Genomic DNA, 17417 nt, shown 5'->3' with positions numbered 1-17417 from the left:
GACGCGTGCGCTGCGTCGCTCGACGAGGCCGAGCCACCGATCCACGCCGCCTCGCCCTCCGGTCAAGGTGTGGTCGGACGGAGGTGTATGCGTGCGGTGAGCAGCTGCACGTTGTAGACGGAAAGCGGACGAATTGGTTCTGCGGGTCGGTGTTGCTCGCCTCCGCGTTGGGGTCCGCCGGGTCGAAGACCACCACGGACTGGGACCAGGGGCCTTGTGGGCGGCGTGCCGTGCGCACGTGGATCGCCTCGAACGGATCCCCGGGGTTGCTGGGGCCCATGTTGGCCTGCAGTCAACGATGGATCCTCGGGTGCCAGGTCACGGACACTTCGCCCTGCCCCCCGAGTCCGGGGATGACCTCGGTCGGTTCTTGTCCGGAGTCCAGCAAAGCCGTTGCGGTTCGCCAGTTCGCCGGTCCTGCACCGTCCGCTGGTGCTCCGTCGAGGAAGTACCACCAGGTGGCGGGGTCGGGGACCGGTTGAACGCCGAGTGGGTCGAGCGTGCAGAAGGCCAGGTGCACGGAGCTCGCGTGGTACTGGCTCGTGGAGAACATCACCAGACCGTCTCCCGTCGCTACGGGCAAGCCGGGCAAGGCGGCGCAGGAGACGACGGTCGGCGAGACGTGCGTCAGCCATCGCCCCGCCGGCCAGAGCCTGACGCGGCTGCCGCTGCCCTGGTGGACCGCCTGGCGCGCGCTGGACAAGGCCGGCGCGACCCGGCCCCGCCGCCCCGTGGTGTTCGAGTGCGTCGGAACGCCGGGCATGCTCGACGGGATTCTGGCCGCCGCGCCCATGCACGCCCGCGTCGTGGTCGTCGGCGTCTGCATGGGGTCCGACAGGATCCGCCCCTCGCTCGCGGTGAACAAGGAACTCGACCTTCGATTCGCCGTCGGGTACACGCCGTTGGAATTCCGGGACACCCTCCACGCCCTCGCCGACGGCACCCTCGACACAGCAGCCCACCTCGTCACCGGCCGCGTGGGACTGGCGGGCGTCCCGGCCGCTTTCACCGCCCTGGACCATCCCGAAGCCCATGCCAAAATCCTCATCGACCCCGCCCTCGCCACAGAACGGATCCAAACGCCGCACGACGAGCCCGCCCTGCCGTAGGACGGCGGGGATTGGCGGTGGCATTGGAGGTGGCATTGGCGGTGGGATGGCGAAGGATATTGCGATCGTCACTCTATTACCGCATCCGGATTACTCGTGATCATCGTCGAGTTCTTTCGTGCTTATGATTCCCGCTCTATGAAAGAAAGCCGAAATCACCGTTCGTTATGTGATTCAGCCGATGTGGTCGTCCTCGGCGCGGGCCCCGCCGGCCTGCTGCTCGGGAATCTCCTGCTCGCCGCCGGCATCGACTGTGTCGTCCTCGAACGCGCCGCTCGCTTACACGTCCAGACCCGGGCCCGGGCCGGGTTCCTCGCGCCGAACACCGTACGGATCCTGGACCGCCACGGCCTCGCCGACGGGCTGCACCGCGACGGACGTACGCACGGCACCTGCGAGTTCCGCACCGCTGACGGCCGCTTCCGCCTCGACTACGGAACCCTCGGCCGGCGCGAGCAGCACACCGTCTACCCGCAGCAGAACCTGGTGACCGACCTCCTGACGCGCTACCTCGACGCCGGCGGGCGCATCCGCTTCCACACCGAGGCGCTCGCCGTCCACGACGCCGACGGCGCCCGGCCCCACGTCACCACCCGCGAGCCGGACGGGCGCCCCACCCGGTGGGACGCCCGGTACGTCGCCGGCTGCGACGGCCGGCACGGAGCCGCCCGCCGCTCGCTGCCGCCCGGCGCGCTGCGCCATCACCACGACCTCGGCGTGAGCTGGCTCGGCCTGCTGGCCGAAGCCCCGCCCAGCCTGGACGCCGTCGGCTACGCCGTCCACGACCGCGGCTTCGCCGGCCACATGGCCCGCAGCCCCCAGGTCACGCGCTACTACCTCGAGTGCCCGCGCGGCGCCTCCGCCGACGCCTGGTCCGAGGAGCGGATCTGGGACGAACTCGACCTGCGGATGCGCGCCGCGGAGCACGGCCCGCTGCGCAGGGGGCCGATCATCGAGCGCGGCGTCGTCGACCTGGCGTGCGACGTGGTCGAACCGCTGCGCCACGGCTCGCTCCTGCTGGCAGGCGACGCGGCGAGCCTGACCGCCCCGGCCGCCGCGAAAGGCGCGAACCTCGCCGTCCTGGAGGCGGAGATCCTGGCCGGAGCCCTGGCCGAGGCCCTCACCGGCGGGGACGACGCCGCTCTCGACCGCTACTCGGCGCAGTGCCTGGCGTACATCTGGCGCGCACAGGAGTTCACCCAGTGGATGACGGGGCTGCTGCACGCGACCCCCGGCCAGGACCGCTCAGGCGGATCGTTCTTTCACGCCTCCCTGCGGCGCGCCCGCCTCGACTCCCTGCGCACGTCCCGCGCGCACCAGGACTGGTTCGCGGAGAACTACTCGTCGGCGTCAGATGGTTATAGGGGACAGGCCCCGCGGACTCCCCGCGGACGCCCCGCGGACGCCCCGGGGTCAGCGGTCGGAGCTGAGGACCTTGCTGATGGTGTCGGAGGCCGTCTTCGCGGCTTCCTTGGGGTCCTGTCCGGTGAGGACGGCCGTCATGAACGGCTTGATCGGGTTCTTGGCCTCGACCTCGGCCCAGCGGGCGGACTTCGGGGTGGCGCGGCCCTGGGCGGCGCCGGGGGCCATCGCGGTGGCGCCCTCGTTGCCCTCGACCACGTGCGCGAGCGTGGTCTTGTTGGGGACGTAGCTCATCGTGCGGGCGAGCTCGGTCTGCCACTTCTCGCTGACCAGGGCGGTGACGACGTCGACCGCGTCCTTACGCCGCTTCGTCGACTCGGGGATGATCAGGTCGGAGCCGCCGGTGAAGACGGAGCCGACCTTGTCCGCCGTCTTCCCGGGGATCGGGAAGAAGCCGAGCTTGCCCTTCAGCGCGGGGTTGGCGGCCTCGATGGCGGCGACCTGGCCGGGCGGGGCGATGATCTGCGCGATCCCGCCCCGCGCGAAGACCTCGGACTGCGGGGGCGTCTCCTCGTCGGCGTCCTTGGGCCCGTTGCCGAGGTCCTGGAGCTGCTTGTAGAACTCCATGCCCGCCAGGGCCTTCTCGTCGTCGAGGGTGCCGAGCCACTGGCCGCCGCCCTCGACGGCGAGCTCGCCGCCCTCGTCCCAGATGAAGCCGGCGAGGACGTACCAGTTCTGGCCGGCGAGGTAGATGCCCTGCTGGCTGCCCTTGTCGAGCTTCTGGGTGGCCTGGATCCACTCCGCGCGGGTCTTGACCGGGGTCTTGATCCCGGCGTTCGCGAAGAGGTCCTTGTTGTAGATCACCACGCGGTTGGCGGCGTACCACGGGACACCGAACTGGGCGCCGTTGACGCTGCCGGGGTCGGAGAGGCCCTTCAGCCAGTCCTTGCCGTCCCACAGGCGCAGGGCTTCGAGGGTGAGCTCGGATACGCCTCCGGTCTCCACGTACTGGGCGACCTGGGTGTTGCCGACCTCGATGACGTCGGCGCCCTCCGTGCTCTTGCCGGACAGCACGGCGTTGACCTTGTCGCCGATGCCCGTCCACTCCTGGATCTTGACGTCGAGGTCGATGTCGGGGTGGTCCGCCTCGTAGCTGCTGGTGAACTGGGCTATGAACTCGTCCGAGGCGCTGCCCTTCATCAACCAGAGCGTCACCTTCTGCGGGCCGCCCGCCGATCCGGCCAGACTGCAGCCGGCGAGGGCGGTCGCCGCCACGAGAGCGGTGGACACGGCAAGGAAGCGGATCTTCACGAAGGTCACCTTCTGGGGATGGATCTCAGATGGCTTGAAATTGGCATGGACCAATGAGCGGGTCAAGGGGTTCAGGACGGTTTCGCGCTGGATTGTTCACGCAAAGTTCGCGGACCCGGACTTACTGGGGCACCGTAGAACAAGGCAACAGCCACCCAGTGTCGGGAGACCCCATGTCCAATCACACGTACCGGGTGACCGAGATCGTGGGCACGTCCCACGAGGGCATCGACCAGGCCATCCGCAACGGAATCGCCCGCGCGGGCGAGACGCTGCACAACCTGGACTGGCTCGAGGTGACGCAGATCAGGGGCCACATCGAGAACGGGCAGGTCGCGCACTTCCAGGTGGGCCTCAAGGTCGGATTCCGGCTCGACGGCGAGGAGTGAGGCGGCGGGCGCCCGCGGGTCCGGCGCTCAGGTCCGGGTCCGGCCCGGGCTCGGGTCCGGCGCTCAGGTCCGGCCCTCAGGTCCGGCCCTCGCCCTCCTGCGCGTCCTTGAGCTCCGGCGCCTGCGCCGCCCAGTCCGCCAGGACCACGCGGAACCCCGCCGCGCGCGCATCCCGGCACACCAGCTCGTCGTCGTCGACGAGCATCCGGACCTCCCGGCCCCGCGCGATCCGCCGCAGCACCTCCAGCTTGGTCGTCCGGGCGGGCCGCCGGTCCTGGTTCCCGCGCATCCACAGCCGCCCCTCGGGCAGACCGTGCCGGGTGAGCCACACGGCCGTGTCCGCGCGGCACCGCTCCGGGCGTCCGGTCAGGTACGCGACCTCGCAGTCGGCCGCGCTCTCCACCGCGAGCGCGATCCCCCGGGCGAGCGGCGGATCGGCCGGGGCCGCGCCGAAGAAGCCGCTCCAGTCGCGGGGCCGGCTCTCCAGGAAGTGCTGGCGGTGGCCGGTGTCGGCCAGGGTGTTGTCGATGTCGAAGACGGCCAGGGGCCTGCGGTTCTGAGTCTCGGTCACCCCGCCAGCGTAGACACTCGCCGAAGCGCTCCCCCACGCCGCGGGAGGCTCCCGGGAATCCCGGCGGCCCCACGGCGTTGACCACTGTGTGATCCGGAAACTCTCCGTACTCGACCGGTCCCGCACCCGCGAGGGGCATCCCGCCGCGCAGGCGCTGCGGGACACCGTCGACCTCGCGCGCACCGCCGAGCGGCTCGGCTACCACCGGTTCTGGGTCTCCGAGCACCACAGCGTGCCCGGAGTGGCCGGATCCGCGCCCACCGTGCTGGCCGCCGCGGTGGCCAGCGCCACCGGCCGGATCCGCGTCGGCACGGGCGGCGTGATGCTGCCCAACCACCAGCCGCTGATCGTCGCGGAGCAGTTCGGGGTCCTGGAATCGCTCTTCCCCGGCCGCATCGACATGGGGCTCGGCCGGTCCGTCGGCTTCACGGGCGGGATCCGGCGCGCGCTCGGCCGCGGCACCGGGGACGCCGACCGGTTCGAGGAGCAGCTCGCCGAGCTCCTGGGCTGGTTCGACGGCTCCCAGAGCGCCCATCCCGAGGTGCACGCCCGCCCGGCGGAGGGCATGCGGATCCCGCCCTACGTGCTGGCCACGGGCGAGGGGGCCGGCATCGCGGCCCGCGCCGGGCTCCCCCTGGTGGTCGGGGACCTGCGGACGCGCGCACGGGTCGTGGAGGTCATCGAGGGGTACCGCGAGCGGTTCCGGCCCTCCGCCTGGGGCGAGAAGCCCTACGTCGTGGTCTCCGGGACGGTCGCGGTCGCCGCGACCCCCGAAGCCGCCCGCCGGATCCTGGTCCCGGAGGCGTGGGCGCTCGCGCACTCCCGCACCCGGGGCAGCTTCCCGCCGCTGCGCCCGGCTGAGGAGGTCGAGGCCCTCGCCATGAGCCCCAAGGAGCGCGAGCTGTACGAGGGCGCGCTGGCCGGGCACGTCCACGGCACGCGGGAGCAGGTGGCGGCGGAGCTGGCCGAGGTCTCCCGGCTGACCGGGGCGGACGAGCTGCTGGTGACCACGTCCACCCACGACCGGACGGCGCTGCTGGACTCCTTCGCCGGCCTCGCCGAGCTGGCCGGCCTGAGCGGGCGGCCGGCCTGAGCGGGCGGCCGGCCTGAGCGGGCCGCCGGGGGTGCCCGGACCGCCCGCCGGACCGCCCGCCGGACCGGCCGAGGTCGCCGGGCACTAAACTAGGGCGAATGCACCAGCCCGCCGCCCCCCGCGCCCACGATCCCCACGTCCGTGTCCGCGGGGCCCGGGAGCACAACCTGCGCGGGGTGGACGTGGACGTCCCGCGCGACGCGCTGACCGTCTTCACCGGCGTCTCCGGCTCCGGGAAAAGCTCACTGGCCTTCGGCACGATCTTCGCCGAGGCCCAGCGCCGCTACTTCGAGTCGGTGGCCCCGTACGCCCGCCGCCTGATCCACCAGATCGGTGCGCCCAAGGTCGACTCGATCACCGGGCTGCCGCCGGCCGTGTCGCTGGAGCAGCGGCGCTCCTCCCCGGGCTCCCGGTCCTCGGTGGGGACGGTGACCACCCTGTCGAACTCCCTGCGGATGCTCTACTCGCGGGCCGGCTGCTACCCGGCGGGCGCCGAGCGGCTCGACTCCGACTCCTTCTCCCCCAACACCGCGGCCGGCGCCTGCCCTTCCTGTCACGGCTTGGGCCGGGTGTTCCGCACGACCGAGGAACTCCTCGTCCCCGAGGCCGAGCTGTCGATCCGTCAGGGCGCCATCGCCGCCTGGCCCGGCGCCTGGCAGGGCAAGAACCTGCGCGACATCCTGGAGGCGCTGGGCCACGACGTGGACGCGCCGTGGCGCGACCTCACGGCGAAGGACCGCGAGTGGATCCTGTTCACCGAGGAGCAGCCGGTGGTCACGGTGCATCCCGTGCGGGAGGCCGACCGGATCCAACGGCCCTACCAGGGCACGTACATGAGCGCCCACCGCTACGTGATGCGGACGTTCGCCGACAGCAAGAGCGCCACCCTGCGGGCCCGCGCCGAGAAGTTCCTGGCGGACTCGCCGTGCCCGGTGTGCGAGGGCCGGCGACTGCGTCCGGAGGCGCTGGCCGTGACCTTCGCGGGCCGCACCATCGCGGAGCTGGCGGCGCTGGCGCTGACCGAGCTGGACGGCGTACTGGCCCGCGCGCACGGGGGCGGTGAGGCGGCGCGGGTGCTGACGGAGGACCTGCGCTCCAGGATCGGGCCGGTCACCGAGCTCGGGCTGGGCTACCTGAGCCTGGACCGCGCGGCCCCCACCCTGTCGGCGGGAGAGCTGCAACGGCTGCGGCTGGCCACGCAGTTGCGGTCGGGCCTGTTCGGGGTGGTGTACGTACTGGACGAGCCGTCGGCCGGTCTCCACCCGGCCGACACCGAGGCGCTGCTGGGCGTGCTGGACCGGCTCAAGGAGGCGGGGAACACCGTGTTCGTGGTGGAGCACGATCTGGACGTGGTGCGGCACGCGGACTGGCTGGTCGACGTCGGGCCGCTGGCCGGCGAGCACGGCGGGCGGGTGCTGTACAGCGGTCCGCCGCAGGGGCTGGCCGGGGTGGCGGAATCCGCGACGGCCCGGCACCTGTTCCCGGACCCGCGACAGGACGGGCCGGCCCCGCGGCCCCCGCGCGAGGCGGCCGGGTCCGTCCGGCTCAGCGGGGTGAGCCGGCACAACCTGCGTGACGTGGCGGTCAGGTTCCCGCTCGGCGTGTTCACGGCCGTGACCGGGGTGTCGGGCTCCGGCAAGTCCACGCTGGGCCGGGCGCTGGCCCGGGAGGTCGGTGAGCGGCTGGCGGATCCGGGGTTCCCGGTACGGCGGCTGGTGGAGGTGGACCAGAAGCCGATCGGGCGGACCCCGCGCTCCAACCTGGCCACGTACACGGGGCTGTTCGACGTGGTCCGCCGGCTCTTCTCCGCGACGGAGCAGGCGAAGGCGCGCGGCTGGAAGGCGGGCCGCTTCTCCTTCAACGTGCCGGGCGGCCGGTGCGAGTCCTGCCAGGGCGAGGGCTTCGTCTCGGTGGAGCTGCTGTTCCTGCCCAGTACGTACGCGCCCTGCCCCGACTGCGCCGGGGCCCGCTACAACTCCGAGACCCTGGAGGTCCGTTACTCGGGGTTGAACATCGCGGAGGTGCTGGCCCTGACGGTGGAGTCGGCGGCCGCCTTCTTCTCCGGGGTCCCGGCGGCCGCGCGGAGCCTGTCGGCGCTGTCGGACATCGGCCTGGGATACCTGCGCCTCGGGCAGCCGGCCACGGAGCTGTCGGGCGGCGAGGCGCAGCGCATCAAGCTGGCGACCGAGCTCAGCGGGGCCTCCCCGGCCCGAGAGGCCCGGGGAGGGCTGCGCCGCGACCACACCCTGTACCTGCTGGACGAGCCCACGACCGGGCTCCACCCGGCCGACACCCTGGTGCTGCTGCGGCAGTTGCACGGTCTGGTGGACGCCGGGCATTCCGTGGTGGTCGTGGAGCACGACATGTCGGTCGTGGCGGGCGCGGACTGGGTCGTCGACCTGGGTCCGGGCGGCGGCGCGGACGGCGGCCGGGTGGTGGCCGCGGGCACGCCCGCCGACGTGGCCCGCGCCGCGGGCAGCCGCACGGCGCCCCACCTGGCGCGGGCGCTCACAGACTAGGCCGTCTCCTTCGGATCAGGCCTGCGGATCAGGCCTGCGGGTCAGGCCTGCGGGTCAGGAGCCGGCGGGCTTGGCGAAGTTTCCGTAGCCCTGCCAGTCGAGGACGACGCACGGCTCTTCGCCGATCACCCAGGCGTCGTGGCCGGGGTCGATCTGGATGAAGTCACCGGGCTGCGCTTCGATGCTGTCGCCGTCGTCCATGACGATCTTCATCCGGCCGCTGATGACGTATCCCACGTGGGCGGCCTCGCAACTGGCGGTTCCCGCGATGGGCTTGATGTGCTCCGACCACTGCCATCCGGGCTCGAACACGGCGCGGCCGACCGGGCCGTGGTCGGTGTCGAGCAGGTCGAGCCGGCCCTTGCCGTCCTCGAACCGACGGGTTTCATCGGCGGAATCGAAACCTCTTCGCACGATTCCAGACATGATCGTCGACCTCCAGGCGCACGACGGCCCCGAGTCCACTTCTCAGCGTACGCCCGTACCGCGGTATCAGCCGCGGTATCAGGCGTCCCCGGCGAGCAGGTGCTGCGGCAGCTCGCGGAAGCTCCATGCGCCCTGCCTGCGGGTGAAGGTCCACACCAGGTCGTAGCGGTCGGGCCAGGCGGCGGGCAGTCCGAGGACCCCGTCCGCCCCGAGGGCCCGGAGCAGGCGGGGCATGCCGGTGTGCTCCCAGCAGACGAGCACCGGCATCCGGGCGGCCAGTACCGCGCGGGCGAGCGCGGGCTCGGCTCCGAGGCCGAATTCGGCGCGGACGGGCGTACGGAGCGCCGTGGCCAGCGGCTCCACGGTCTGGCGGCAGCGCGCGGGCGAGCCCTCCTTGCCGCCGGCCGCGAAGACGGCCTCGGGGCGGGGCAGGCCGGCGCCCTTGGCCGGCGGGAAGAGGGCGGGCAGTTCCTGGGCCCGGCGTCGGCCCCGTACCGCGAGGAAACCGGGGTCCTCGTTGCCCTCGTCGTCCTCGCCGGTGTCTCCGGCGTACGGCTTCTCGGCGTGCCGGATCAGCATGACCAGGGCGTCCTTGGCGGCCTGGGGGCCGGGGCGCGGGGTGCGGGGGCGCTCCTCCTCGGCACATCCGGCCGCCACCAGCGGGGTGAGCACGGCGGCCAGCACGGTGCGGCGGCGCGGGCCGGATCCGGCGGGGGCTTGGGGCATGGGGCTCACTGTCGCCCATGTTCGGGAGGGCGGCCGGTCACGGCACGGCGGGCACCGCGCGGGTCATCCGATCGGCGGACTGCGCGCGGCCGCCGGCGGCGGCCCGACCGCCCGGGGCGGCCCGGTACGCGCCGGCCCGACCCGGCCCGCGCCGGCCCGTCCGCGGCCCGGTACGGGGAAGCGGCCCCGCCGGAACTCTCAGCTCAGCGCGGCCCGTGGCGCACCGCTTTGAGCCACTCCTTGTTCATGGCCGCGATCGACGGCAACGGGATGCCCTTGGGGCAGGCGGTCGCGCATTCGCCGGCCAGTGTGCAGCCGCCGAAGCCTTCCGCGTCCATGGTGGCCACCATGTCCAGGACGCGGGTCTCGCGCTCCGGCGAGCCCTGCGGCAGCACGTTCAGGTGGTTGACCTTGGCGGAGGTGAAGAGCATCGCGGAGCCGTTGGGGCAGGCCGCCACACACGCCCCGCAGCCGATGCACTCGGCGTGTTCGAAGGCGAGGTCGGCGACCGGCTTGGGCACGGCGGTGGCGTGCGCCTCGGGGGCCGCGCCGGTCGGCGCGGTGATGTAGCCGCCGGCCTGGATGATCCGGTCGAAGGCGCCCCGGTCGACCACGAGGTCCTTGACGACGGGGAAGGCGGAGGCCCGCCACGGTTCGACGTCGATGGTGTCCCCGTCGGCGAAGGAGCGCATGTGGAGCTGGCAGGTGGTGGTGCGCTCCGGCCCGTGGGCGTCGCCGTTGATGACGAGGCTGCACGCGCCGCAGATGCCCTCGCGGCAGTCGTGGTCGAAGGCGACCGGGTCCTCGCCGCGCAGGATCAGGTCCTCGTTGAGGGTGTCGAGCATCTCGAGGAACGACATGTCCGTGGAGATGCCGTCGACCTCGTAGGAGGCCATGGCGCCGGGGGCGCCGGCGTGCCGCTGGCGCCAGACGCGCAGGGTGAGCTTCATGCGTAGCTCCGCTGGGTGGGGTGGACGTACTCGAAGACGAGGTCTTCCTTGTGCAGGACGGGGGCGATGCCGGTTCCGGTGTACTGCCAGGCGGCCGCGTACCCGAACTCCTCGTCGCGGCGGGCGGCTTCGCCGTCCGGGGTCTGGGACTCCTCGCGGAAGTGGCCGCCGCAGGACTCGGCGCGGTGGAGGGCGTCGAGGCACATCAGCTCGGCGAGCTCCAGGTAGTCGACGACGCGGTTGGCCTTCTCCAGCGACTGGTTGAACTCCTCGCCGCTGCCGGGCACCTTGATCCGGCGCCAGAACTCCTCGCGGATCTCCGGGATCCGGGCGAGGGCCTTGCGCAGCCCCTCCTCGGTGCGGGCCATTCCGCAGTACTCCCACATCAGTTCGCCGATCTCGCGGTGGAAGGAGTCGGGGGTGCGGTCCCCGTCGACGGCGAGCAGTCCGGCCAGGCAGTCGCGGGTCTCGCGGACGGCGGCCGCGGCCTCGGGGTGGGTGTCGTCGACCGCTTCCCGGTGCGGGTGGCGGGCCAGGTAGTCGTTGATGGTGGAGGGGAGCACGAAGTAGCCGTCGCCGAGGCCCTGCATCAGGGCGGAGGCGCCGAGGCGGTTGGCGCCGTGGTCGGAGAAGTTGGCCTCGCCGATCGCGAACAGGCCCGGGACGGTGGTCTGGAGGTCGTAGTCGACCCACAGTCCGCCCATCGTGTAGTGCACGGCGGGGTAGATCCGCATGGGGACCTCGTACGGGTTCTCCGCGGTGATCCGCTCGTACATGTCGAAGAGGTTGCCGTACTTCTCGGCGACCTTCTCCTTGCCCATGCGGCGGACGGCGTCGGCGAAGTCGAGGTAGACGCCCTCGCCGCCGGGGCCGACGCCGCGGCCCTCGTCGCAGACGTTCTTCGCGGCGCGGGAGGCGATGTCCCGGGGCACGAGGTTGCCGAAGGAGGGGTAGATCCGCTCCAGGTAGTAGTCGCGCTCCGCCTCGGGGATGTCGGCGGCGGGGCGGGTGTCGCCCTTGGCCTTGGGGACCCAGATGCGGCCGTCGTTGCGCAGCGACTCGCTCATCAGCGTGAGTTTGGACTGGTGGTCGCCGGTGCGCGGGATGCAGGTGGGGTGGATCTGGGTGAAGCAGGGGTTGGCGAAGTACGCGCCGCGCCGGTGCGCCCGCCAGACGGCGGTCGCGTTGGAGTTCATGGCGTTGGTGGAGAGGTAGAAGACGTTGCCGTAGCCGCCGCTCGCGAGGACGACCGCGTCCGCGTAGTACGTGTCGATCTTGCCGGTGACCAGGTCGCGGGCGACGATTCCGCGGGCCACGCCGTCGACGGTGATCAGGTCGAGCATCTCGGTGCGGGCGTGCATCTCGACGTTGCCGGCGGCGATCTGGCGCGAGAGGGCCTGGTAGGCCCCGAGCAGCAACTGCTGTCCGGTCTGGCCGCGGGCGTAGAAGGTGCGGGAGACCTGGACGCCGCCGAAGGAGCGGGTGTCGAGGAGGCCGCCGTACTCGCGGGCGAAGGGGACGCCCTGGGCCACGCACTGGTCGATGATCTCGACGGAGATCTGGGCGAGGCGGTGGACGTTGGACTCGCGGGCGCGGAAGTCGCCGCCCTTGACGGTGTCGTAGAAGAGGCGGTGTACGGAGTCGCCGTCGTTGCGGTAGTTCTTGGCGGCGTTGATGCCGCCCTGGGCGGCGATGGAGTGGGCGCGCCTCGGTGAGTCGGAGAAGCAGAACTGGACGACGTGGTAGCCCTGTTCGGCGAGGGTGGCACCGGCCGCGCCGCCGGCCAGTCCGGTGCCGACGACGATGACGGTGTGTCCGCGCCGGTTGGCCGGGTTGACGAGCTTGGCCTCGAATCGGCGGCGGTCCCAGCGCTCGGCGATGGGGCCTTCGGGGGCCTTGGTGTCGGTGAGCGGTTCGCCGGTGGTGTAGTCGGCGTACTCGGTGTGGGACTGATGGGGGCTGTGGGAACTTTGGGAAGTGCTCGTGCTTGCGCTCATGGTCAGCTCACCACTCCGGTCATGACGGCGACGGGTACGGACACGAAGCCCGCGAAGAGGACGAGGGCGAGGGCGTTGGCGAGGAACTTCAGGGTCCGCTCGCGCCGGGCGTTGCCCGCGCCCAGGGTCTGGGCGGCGCTCCAGAAGCCGTGGCGCACGTGCAGGCCGAGGGCCGCCATCGCCACGAGGTAGATGGTGTTGCCGTACCAGGTGGAGAAGGTGGCCAGGACGTTCTCGTACGGATGCCCCGCCCAGGCGCGCTCGTTGACGGTGAGCGTGGTGAGGTCGAGCAGGTGCCAGACGATGAAGAGGGCGAGGATGACACCGCCCCACCGCATGGTGCGGGTGGCGTAGCTCGCCCGGCGGCGCTTGTGGGCGTACTTCACCGGGCGCGCCTTGATGTCGCGGCGGCTGAGCTGGCAGGCGCAGACCGCGTGCGCGACGACGGCGGCGACCAGGGCCGCGCGGACGATCCACAGGGCCCACTCGTGGTGCAGGACGGGGGCGCCGAGGGTGCGCAGCCAGTGCGCGTAGCCGTTGAACTCCTCCGCCCCGAAGAAGATCTTGAGGTTGCCGAGCATGTGCGCGACGAGGTAGCCGAGCATGATCAGGCCGGAGACGGCCATGACGGACTTCTTGCCGACGGAGGAGTCCCAGAGCGTGCGCGTGGTGGACGGCCGTCGACCCGTCCGCGTTGCCAGAGCCATGGGACAGACCGTAGGGACGAAGGTCCCGAAAGGTCCAAGACATGGTGGAGCTGAAGTCGATAGGCAAAGCCTATGTACCCCGCTAGCCTGGGACGATGCAGTTCCAGCAGCTCGTGTACTTCGTCGCCGTCGCCGAGACCCGCCACTTCACCCGCGCGGCCGAGCGCGAGCACGTGGCCCAGCCCTCCTTGTCCCAGCAGATCAAAGCCCTGGAGCGGGAGCTGGGCGCCGAGCTGTTCAGCCGGGCGCGCGGGAACATCGCGCTCACCGACGCGGGCGAGACCCTGCTGCCGCTGGCCCGCCGGATCCTCGCGGACGCCGACACCGCGCGGCTCGAGGTGCAGGAGCTGGCGCAGCTGCGGCGCGGCCGGATCCGGCTGGGGGCCACTCCGAGCGTGTGCACGGGCCTGCTGCCGGACGTGCTGCGGGCCTTCCACTCCGCGCATCCCGGGATCGAGCTGCTGATCGAGGAGAGCGGCTCGCTCGACCTCGTGCGGGAGCTCGCGCGCGGGGCCCTGGACCTCGCGCTGATCGCCCTGCCGCTGCCGCCCTCGGCTCCGGCGCTGACCACGGTGGAGCTGCTGACGGAGGACCTGGTGGTGGTCTCCTCCGCGGCCCTCCCGGCACCGGCGGGCGGCGGCGCGCTCACCGTACGGGCGCTGCGCGACGAGCCGATGGTGATGTTCCGGCACGGCTACGACCTGCGGGACCTGACGGTGGCGGCGTGCCGGGCGGAGGGCTTCGAGCCGGTGTTCACGGTGGAGGGCGGCGAGATGGACGCCGTGCTGGGGTTCGTCCGCGCGGGGCTCGGCATCGCGGTGGTCCCGGCGATGGTGGTCGACCACGCGGGCCCGGGCCTGCGCGCCACCGCCCTGGCCGGCTCCCCGCTGCGCCGCACGATCGCCCTGGCCCACCGCACGGACGTGGCGCCCCCGCGCGCGGCCCGCGAACTCAAGCGCATGCTGCTGAGCTGAGCGCGGGCCCCTCCGGGAACGGTCCGCCACGGGCCGGTTCGAGCCCCCGCCGGGACCGGGCCGGGAGCGGGACCCCGGGCGGACCGGCCGCCCGGGGGGTGTCAGGAGGCCGTCGGCACCGCGTCGGAGAGGGACAGGGTGTGGATGCGGTCGGGGGCTCCGGGGCGGGCGTAGTACCAGCCCTGGGCCGTGTCGCAGCCCAGCGCCCGGAGCTGGGCGGCCTGGGCGCCGGTTTCCACTCCCTCGACCGTGACGGCGAGTTCGAGGCTGTGGGCCAGGGCGACGATGCCCTCCACGATCTTGACGTCGACCGGATTGGCCGGCTCCTGCTGCATCCCCTTGGTGAAGGAACGGTCCAGCTTCAGGACGCTGACGGGCAGCCGGCGCAGATTGGCAAGGTTCGAGTACCCCGTGCCGAAGTCGTCCAGGGCGATGTCCACGCCCAGGGCGGCGAGCCGGCGCAGCGGTTCGAGGAGCTCGTCGTCGGCGCCGATCAGGGCCGATTCGGTGACTTCGAGGCACAGCGTGCCCGGGGCCAGGCCCGAGGACTCCAGGACCCGGATCGTGTCGGCGACCAGGCCCGGGTGGTGCAGCTGGGTCGGCGACAGGTTGACGTTGATCCGCAGGGTGGCGCCGCCGCGCTGGTGCTGCCAGGTGCGGGCCTGGCGCACGGACTCCTCCAGCACCCAGCGCCCGAGCGGCACGATCAGCCCGGTGCGTTCGGCGAGGGGGATGAAGCGGTCCGGGCCGAGGACCCCGTGCTGCGGATGCGACCAGCGCACCAGCGCCTCCGCGCCGTGCACGCTGCCGTCGTGCATGTGCACCAGCGGCTGGTACTCGATGAAGAACTCGCCGCGTTCCAGCGCCGCGGGCAGGGCGTTGGTCAGCCCGTGCCGGGTGATGGCGCGCGCGTCGGCCTCGGCGTCCGCGAACTCGAAGCGGTTGCCGCCGGCCGCCTTGGCCCGGTACATGGTGATGTCGGCGCTGCGCAGCACCTCGGCGGGGGTGCGCTCGCGCGCCGCTCCCTCGACGATGCCGATGCTGCCCCGGACGGTCAGCTCCCGGCCCTCCAGCCGGATCGGGACCGAGAGGGCGGAGAGGATCCGGACCGCGAGCTCGGTGGCCTTCTCCTCGGTGTCGGGCCCGGTGGTCAGCGCCACGAACTCGTCTCCGCCGAGCCGGGCGACGACCTCGCCGGGGCCGGTCGCGCAGCTCTGCAGCCGGTCGGCGACCTCCACCAGCAGCCGGTCTCCCGCCGAGTGGCCGAGGCTGTCGTTGACCGCCTTGAAGCCGTCGAGGTCGAGGTAGCACAGGCCGAACCGGGTGCCGCCGGCCCCGCTGAGCGCCTTCTCCAGCCGCTCGAAGAACAGCGTCCGGTTGGGCAGGCCGGTCAGGGCGTCGTGGGTGGCCTCGTAGCGCAGGCGCAGGTTGAGCAGCCGGCGCTCGGTGGTGTCCTCCATCAGGGCCAGCTGGTACTGCGGGACGCCCTCGGCGTCGCGCAGCAGCGAGACCGTCAGGTTGGTCCACAGGACCGTCCCGTCGTGCCGGTAGTAGGGCTTCTCGACGCGGTAGCTCTCTCGTTCGCCGCGCACGAGTTCGCCGTACATCCGCCATACGTGCGGGGTGTCGTCGGGGTGGCCCCATTCGCTGACGTTGCGGCCGCGGACGTGCCCGTCCATGCCGCCGAACATCTGCAGCAGCGCGTCGTTGACCTCCAGGACGTTGCCCTCCAGGTCGGCGATGCCGATCCCGATGGCCGCGCCCTCGAAGACGGCCCGGAAGCGGGCCTCGCTGGCGTGCAGTGCCTGCTGGGCGTCGATGCGGGCGGTCAGCGCGGAGCGGGCGATGGCCTCCTGCTCCTTGAGGGTGCGCTCGCGCAGTGCGCGGGCGAACCCGGCCGCGATGCCGTGCTGGAGGCGGGCGCAGCGCGACCGGTACTCCTCGGCGCCCCCGCTTCCGTCGGCGTCGGGCCCGACCGGCCCGCAGTACAGCACCAGGTAGGACTCGACCACGCCGAGGGTGCCGGCGAGGGCCTCCGGATCCGTGCAGTGGACGGCGACGAGCTCCGTACCGACCCGCTGGCCGACGGCGGCGTCGAAGGGGCGCGCGCGCAGGGCCTCGACGAGGGTGCGGGTGAGCGGCACGAGGTGCCGTTCGAACTCGACACGGGTGAGCGAGGTCGCCGTGACGGGGAAGATCGCCCGTCCCCAGATGGTCGCGAACCGGCCGATGCGGTCCTCCAGGGCGCCCTGCGGCGCACTCGGGTCGCCCGCCGTCTGCTGTGCCGGCAGTCTCACGCCTTGCGTCCCACGCCGGCGAAGCCCGAGAAGGCGTAGGGGTCTTCGTCCGTGGTGTCGCCGTCGGGTCCGTCGGGCCCGTCGGGCCGCCAGTTCGGCATGGCCACCAGACCGGGTTCGAGCAGGTCGAAGCCCTCGAAGAAGCGCCCGATCTGCTCCGCGTCGCGCATGACGAGCGGGTTGCGGATGTCGCGGTAGACGCCGACGGTTCCGCTCGCGACCTCCTCCGAGAGCGGGATCCCCTGGTACGAGGCGTGCGTGACGATCAGGAGGCTGCCGGGGGCCAGCGCCTCGCGCAGCTCGGCGACGGCGGCGTAGGGATCGTCCGCCTCCTCCAGGAAGTGCAGGACGGCGACGAGCATCAGGGCCACGGGGCGGCTCAGGTCGAGCACCCGGCCGACCTCGGGGGCGGTCAGGATCTCCTGCGGCTTGCGCAGGTCGGCGGCGACGACGCCGGTCCGCTCGGTGTTGCCGAGGACGGCCTGGCTGTGGGCAACGGCCACCGGGTCGTGGTCGACGTAGACCACGCGCGCCTCGGGGCTGGCGGCCTGCGCGATCTCGTGGACGTTGCCGAAGGTCGGGATGCCGGAGCCGATGTCGAGGAACTGCGTGACGCCGGCGCCGACGGCGTAGCGGACGGCGCGGCGCATGAATGCCCGGTTGGCCTGCATGATCTTGGGCAGGCCCGGCATGAATTCCATGGCTCGACGGGCTGCCTGCCTGTCGACCTCGAAATTGTGGGAGCCGCCCAGGTAGTAATCGTAGATGCGGGACACACTCGGCACCGATATGTCGATGCCTGGCGGGGCCCAGGCGGGGCGCTCCATCGGGGTCTCCAAGCCGTAGTCCTGCAGCGGTCCGGACGGGGTCGGACTCCTGTCCGAGCCGAATCTACTGATCATTGCCCAACGGAGCGAGCGAAAGCGGAAATTGCCGATCCGTTCTTCGTCACACGCCAAAGGTGCGCGCGGACGGTGTTGCGGAAT

At 72.3% G+C, this 17417-nt stretch carries 14 protein-coding genes and 1 pseudogene; 6 read left to right on the top strand and 9 right to left on the bottom strand.

Going from position 1 to position 17417, the window contains the following annotated elements; all coding sequences use genetic code 11:
• The first annotated feature begins 500 nt into the window (after window positions 1-500).
• Window positions 501-1109, top strand: coding sequence for a hypothetical protein (locus tag DRB89_RS28120; protein WP_112448968.1), 609 nt, complete (start codon window positions 501-503; stop codon window positions 1107-1109).
• Window positions 1110-1292: 183 nt separating this feature from the next.
• Window positions 1293-2450 (top strand): annotated as a pseudogene (locus DRB89_RS28115) (4-hydroxybenzoate 3-monooxygenase); the annotation flags it as partial.
• 72 nt (window positions 2451-2522) lie between these two features.
• Here DRB89_RS28115 and DRB89_RS28110 read toward each other — a convergent pair.
• Window positions 2523-3782, bottom strand: coding sequence for an extracellular solute-binding protein (locus DRB89_RS28110; protein WP_112454220.1), 1260 nt, complete (start codon window positions 3780-3782; stop codon window positions 2523-2525).
• 173 nt (window positions 3783-3955) lie between these two features.
• On the opposite strand from DRB89_RS28110, the gene DRB89_RS28105 reads away from it, so the two are divergent.
• Window positions 3956-4171 (top strand): dodecin, encoded by a 216-nt coding sequence (locus DRB89_RS28105; RefSeq protein WP_112452387.1) that lies wholly within the window; start codon window positions 3956-3958, stop codon window positions 4169-4171.
• Window positions 4172-4247: 76 nt separating this feature from the next.
• Here the strand turns inward: DRB89_RS28105 and DRB89_RS28100 are convergent, their stop codons facing one another.
• Window positions 4248-4742 carry a hypothetical protein gene (locus tag DRB89_RS28100; RefSeq protein WP_112452388.1) on the bottom strand — a complete coding sequence of 165 codons (495 nt, stop codon included), beginning with the start codon at window positions 4740-4742 and terminating at the stop codon, window positions 4248-4250.
• A gap of 88 nt (window positions 4743-4830) precedes the next feature.
• Here DRB89_RS28100 and DRB89_RS28095 point away from each other — a divergent pair, with 88 nt between their 5' ends.
• Together DRB89_RS28095 and DRB89_RS28090 are read left to right on the top strand one after the other, a co-directional pair.
• The gene (locus DRB89_RS28095) at window positions 4831-5835 is read left to right on the top strand and encodes an LLM class flavin-dependent oxidoreductase (protein ID WP_112452389.1); all 1005 of its coding nucleotides are present in this window, start codon (window positions 4831-4833) and stop codon (window positions 5833-5835) included.
• Between the two features lie 98 nt (window positions 5836-5933).
• Entirely contained in the window at window positions 5934-8354 is a 2421-nt protein-coding gene (locus tag DRB89_RS28090) for an excinuclease ABC subunit UvrA (protein ID WP_112452390.1), read from the top strand.
• Window positions 8355-8408: 54 nt separating this feature from the next.
• Here DRB89_RS28090 and DRB89_RS28085 read toward each other — a convergent pair whose 3' ends face one another.
• From DRB89_RS28085 to DRB89_RS28065, 5 genes are all read right to left on the bottom strand, one after another.
• Window positions 8409-8780 carry a cupin domain-containing protein gene (locus DRB89_RS28085; RefSeq protein ID WP_112452391.1) on the bottom strand — a complete coding sequence of 124 codons (372 nt, stop codon included), beginning with the start codon at window positions 8778-8780 and terminating at the stop codon, window positions 8409-8411.
• Between the two features lie 78 nt (window positions 8781-8858).
• Window positions 8859-9506 carry a phosphoglycerate mutase family protein gene (locus DRB89_RS28080; RefSeq protein WP_239516365.1) on the bottom strand — a complete coding sequence of 216 codons (648 nt, stop codon included), beginning with the start codon at window positions 9504-9506 and terminating at the stop codon, window positions 8859-8861.
• A gap of 203 nt (window positions 9507-9709) precedes the next feature.
• Window positions 9710-10456, bottom strand: coding sequence for a succinate dehydrogenase/fumarate reductase iron-sulfur subunit (locus DRB89_RS28075; RefSeq protein ID WP_112452159.1), 747 nt, complete (start codon window positions 10454-10456; stop codon window positions 9710-9712).
• The gene (locus tag DRB89_RS28070; RefSeq protein ID WP_112452158.1) at window positions 10453-12453 is read right to left on the bottom strand and encodes a fumarate reductase/succinate dehydrogenase flavoprotein subunit; all 2001 of its coding nucleotides are present in this window, start codon (window positions 12451-12453) and stop codon (window positions 10453-10455) included. Before DRB89_RS28070 ends, DRB89_RS28075 begins: the two co-directional genes overlap by 4 nt.
• Window positions 12454-12455: 2 nt before the next feature.
• A complete protein-coding gene (locus DRB89_RS28065) occupies window positions 12456-13160 on the bottom strand; it encodes a succinate dehydrogenase (RefSeq protein ID WP_112452157.1) in 705 nt (234 codons plus the stop codon).
• Window positions 13161-13255: 95 nt separating this feature from the next.
• On the opposite strand from DRB89_RS28065, the gene DRB89_RS28060 reads away from it, so the two are divergent.
• Window positions 13256-14134, top strand: a complete 879-nt coding sequence (locus DRB89_RS28060; RefSeq protein ID WP_112452156.1) for a LysR substrate-binding domain-containing protein — start codon at window positions 13256-13258, stop codon at window positions 14132-14134.
• A gap of 101 nt (window positions 14135-14235) precedes the next feature.
• Here DRB89_RS28060 and DRB89_RS28055 read toward each other — a convergent pair whose 3' ends face one another.
• Together DRB89_RS28055 and DRB89_RS28050 are read right to left on the bottom strand one after the other, a co-directional pair.
• The gene (locus DRB89_RS28055) at window positions 14236-16431 is read right to left on the bottom strand and encodes an EAL domain-containing protein (RefSeq protein ID WP_112452155.1); all 2196 of its coding nucleotides are present in this window, start codon (window positions 16429-16431) and stop codon (window positions 14236-14238) included.
• Complete coding sequence (locus DRB89_RS28050) at window positions 16428-17258, bottom strand: SAM-dependent methyltransferase (RefSeq protein WP_112454153.1); 831 nt, start codon at window positions 17256-17258, stop codon at window positions 16428-16430. Before DRB89_RS28050 ends, DRB89_RS28055 begins: the two co-directional genes overlap by 4 nt.
• Between the last annotated feature and the right edge of the window lie 159 nt (window positions 17259-17417).

The organism is Streptomyces sp. ICC4 (assembly GCF_003287915.1).
Classification (GTDB): domain Bacteria; phylum Actinomycetota; class Actinomycetes; order Streptomycetales; family Streptomycetaceae; genus Streptomyces; species Streptomyces tritrimontium.
Note: the sequence above shows the minus strand (reverse complement) of the source record. Positions and strands in the feature narration are given on the sequence as shown.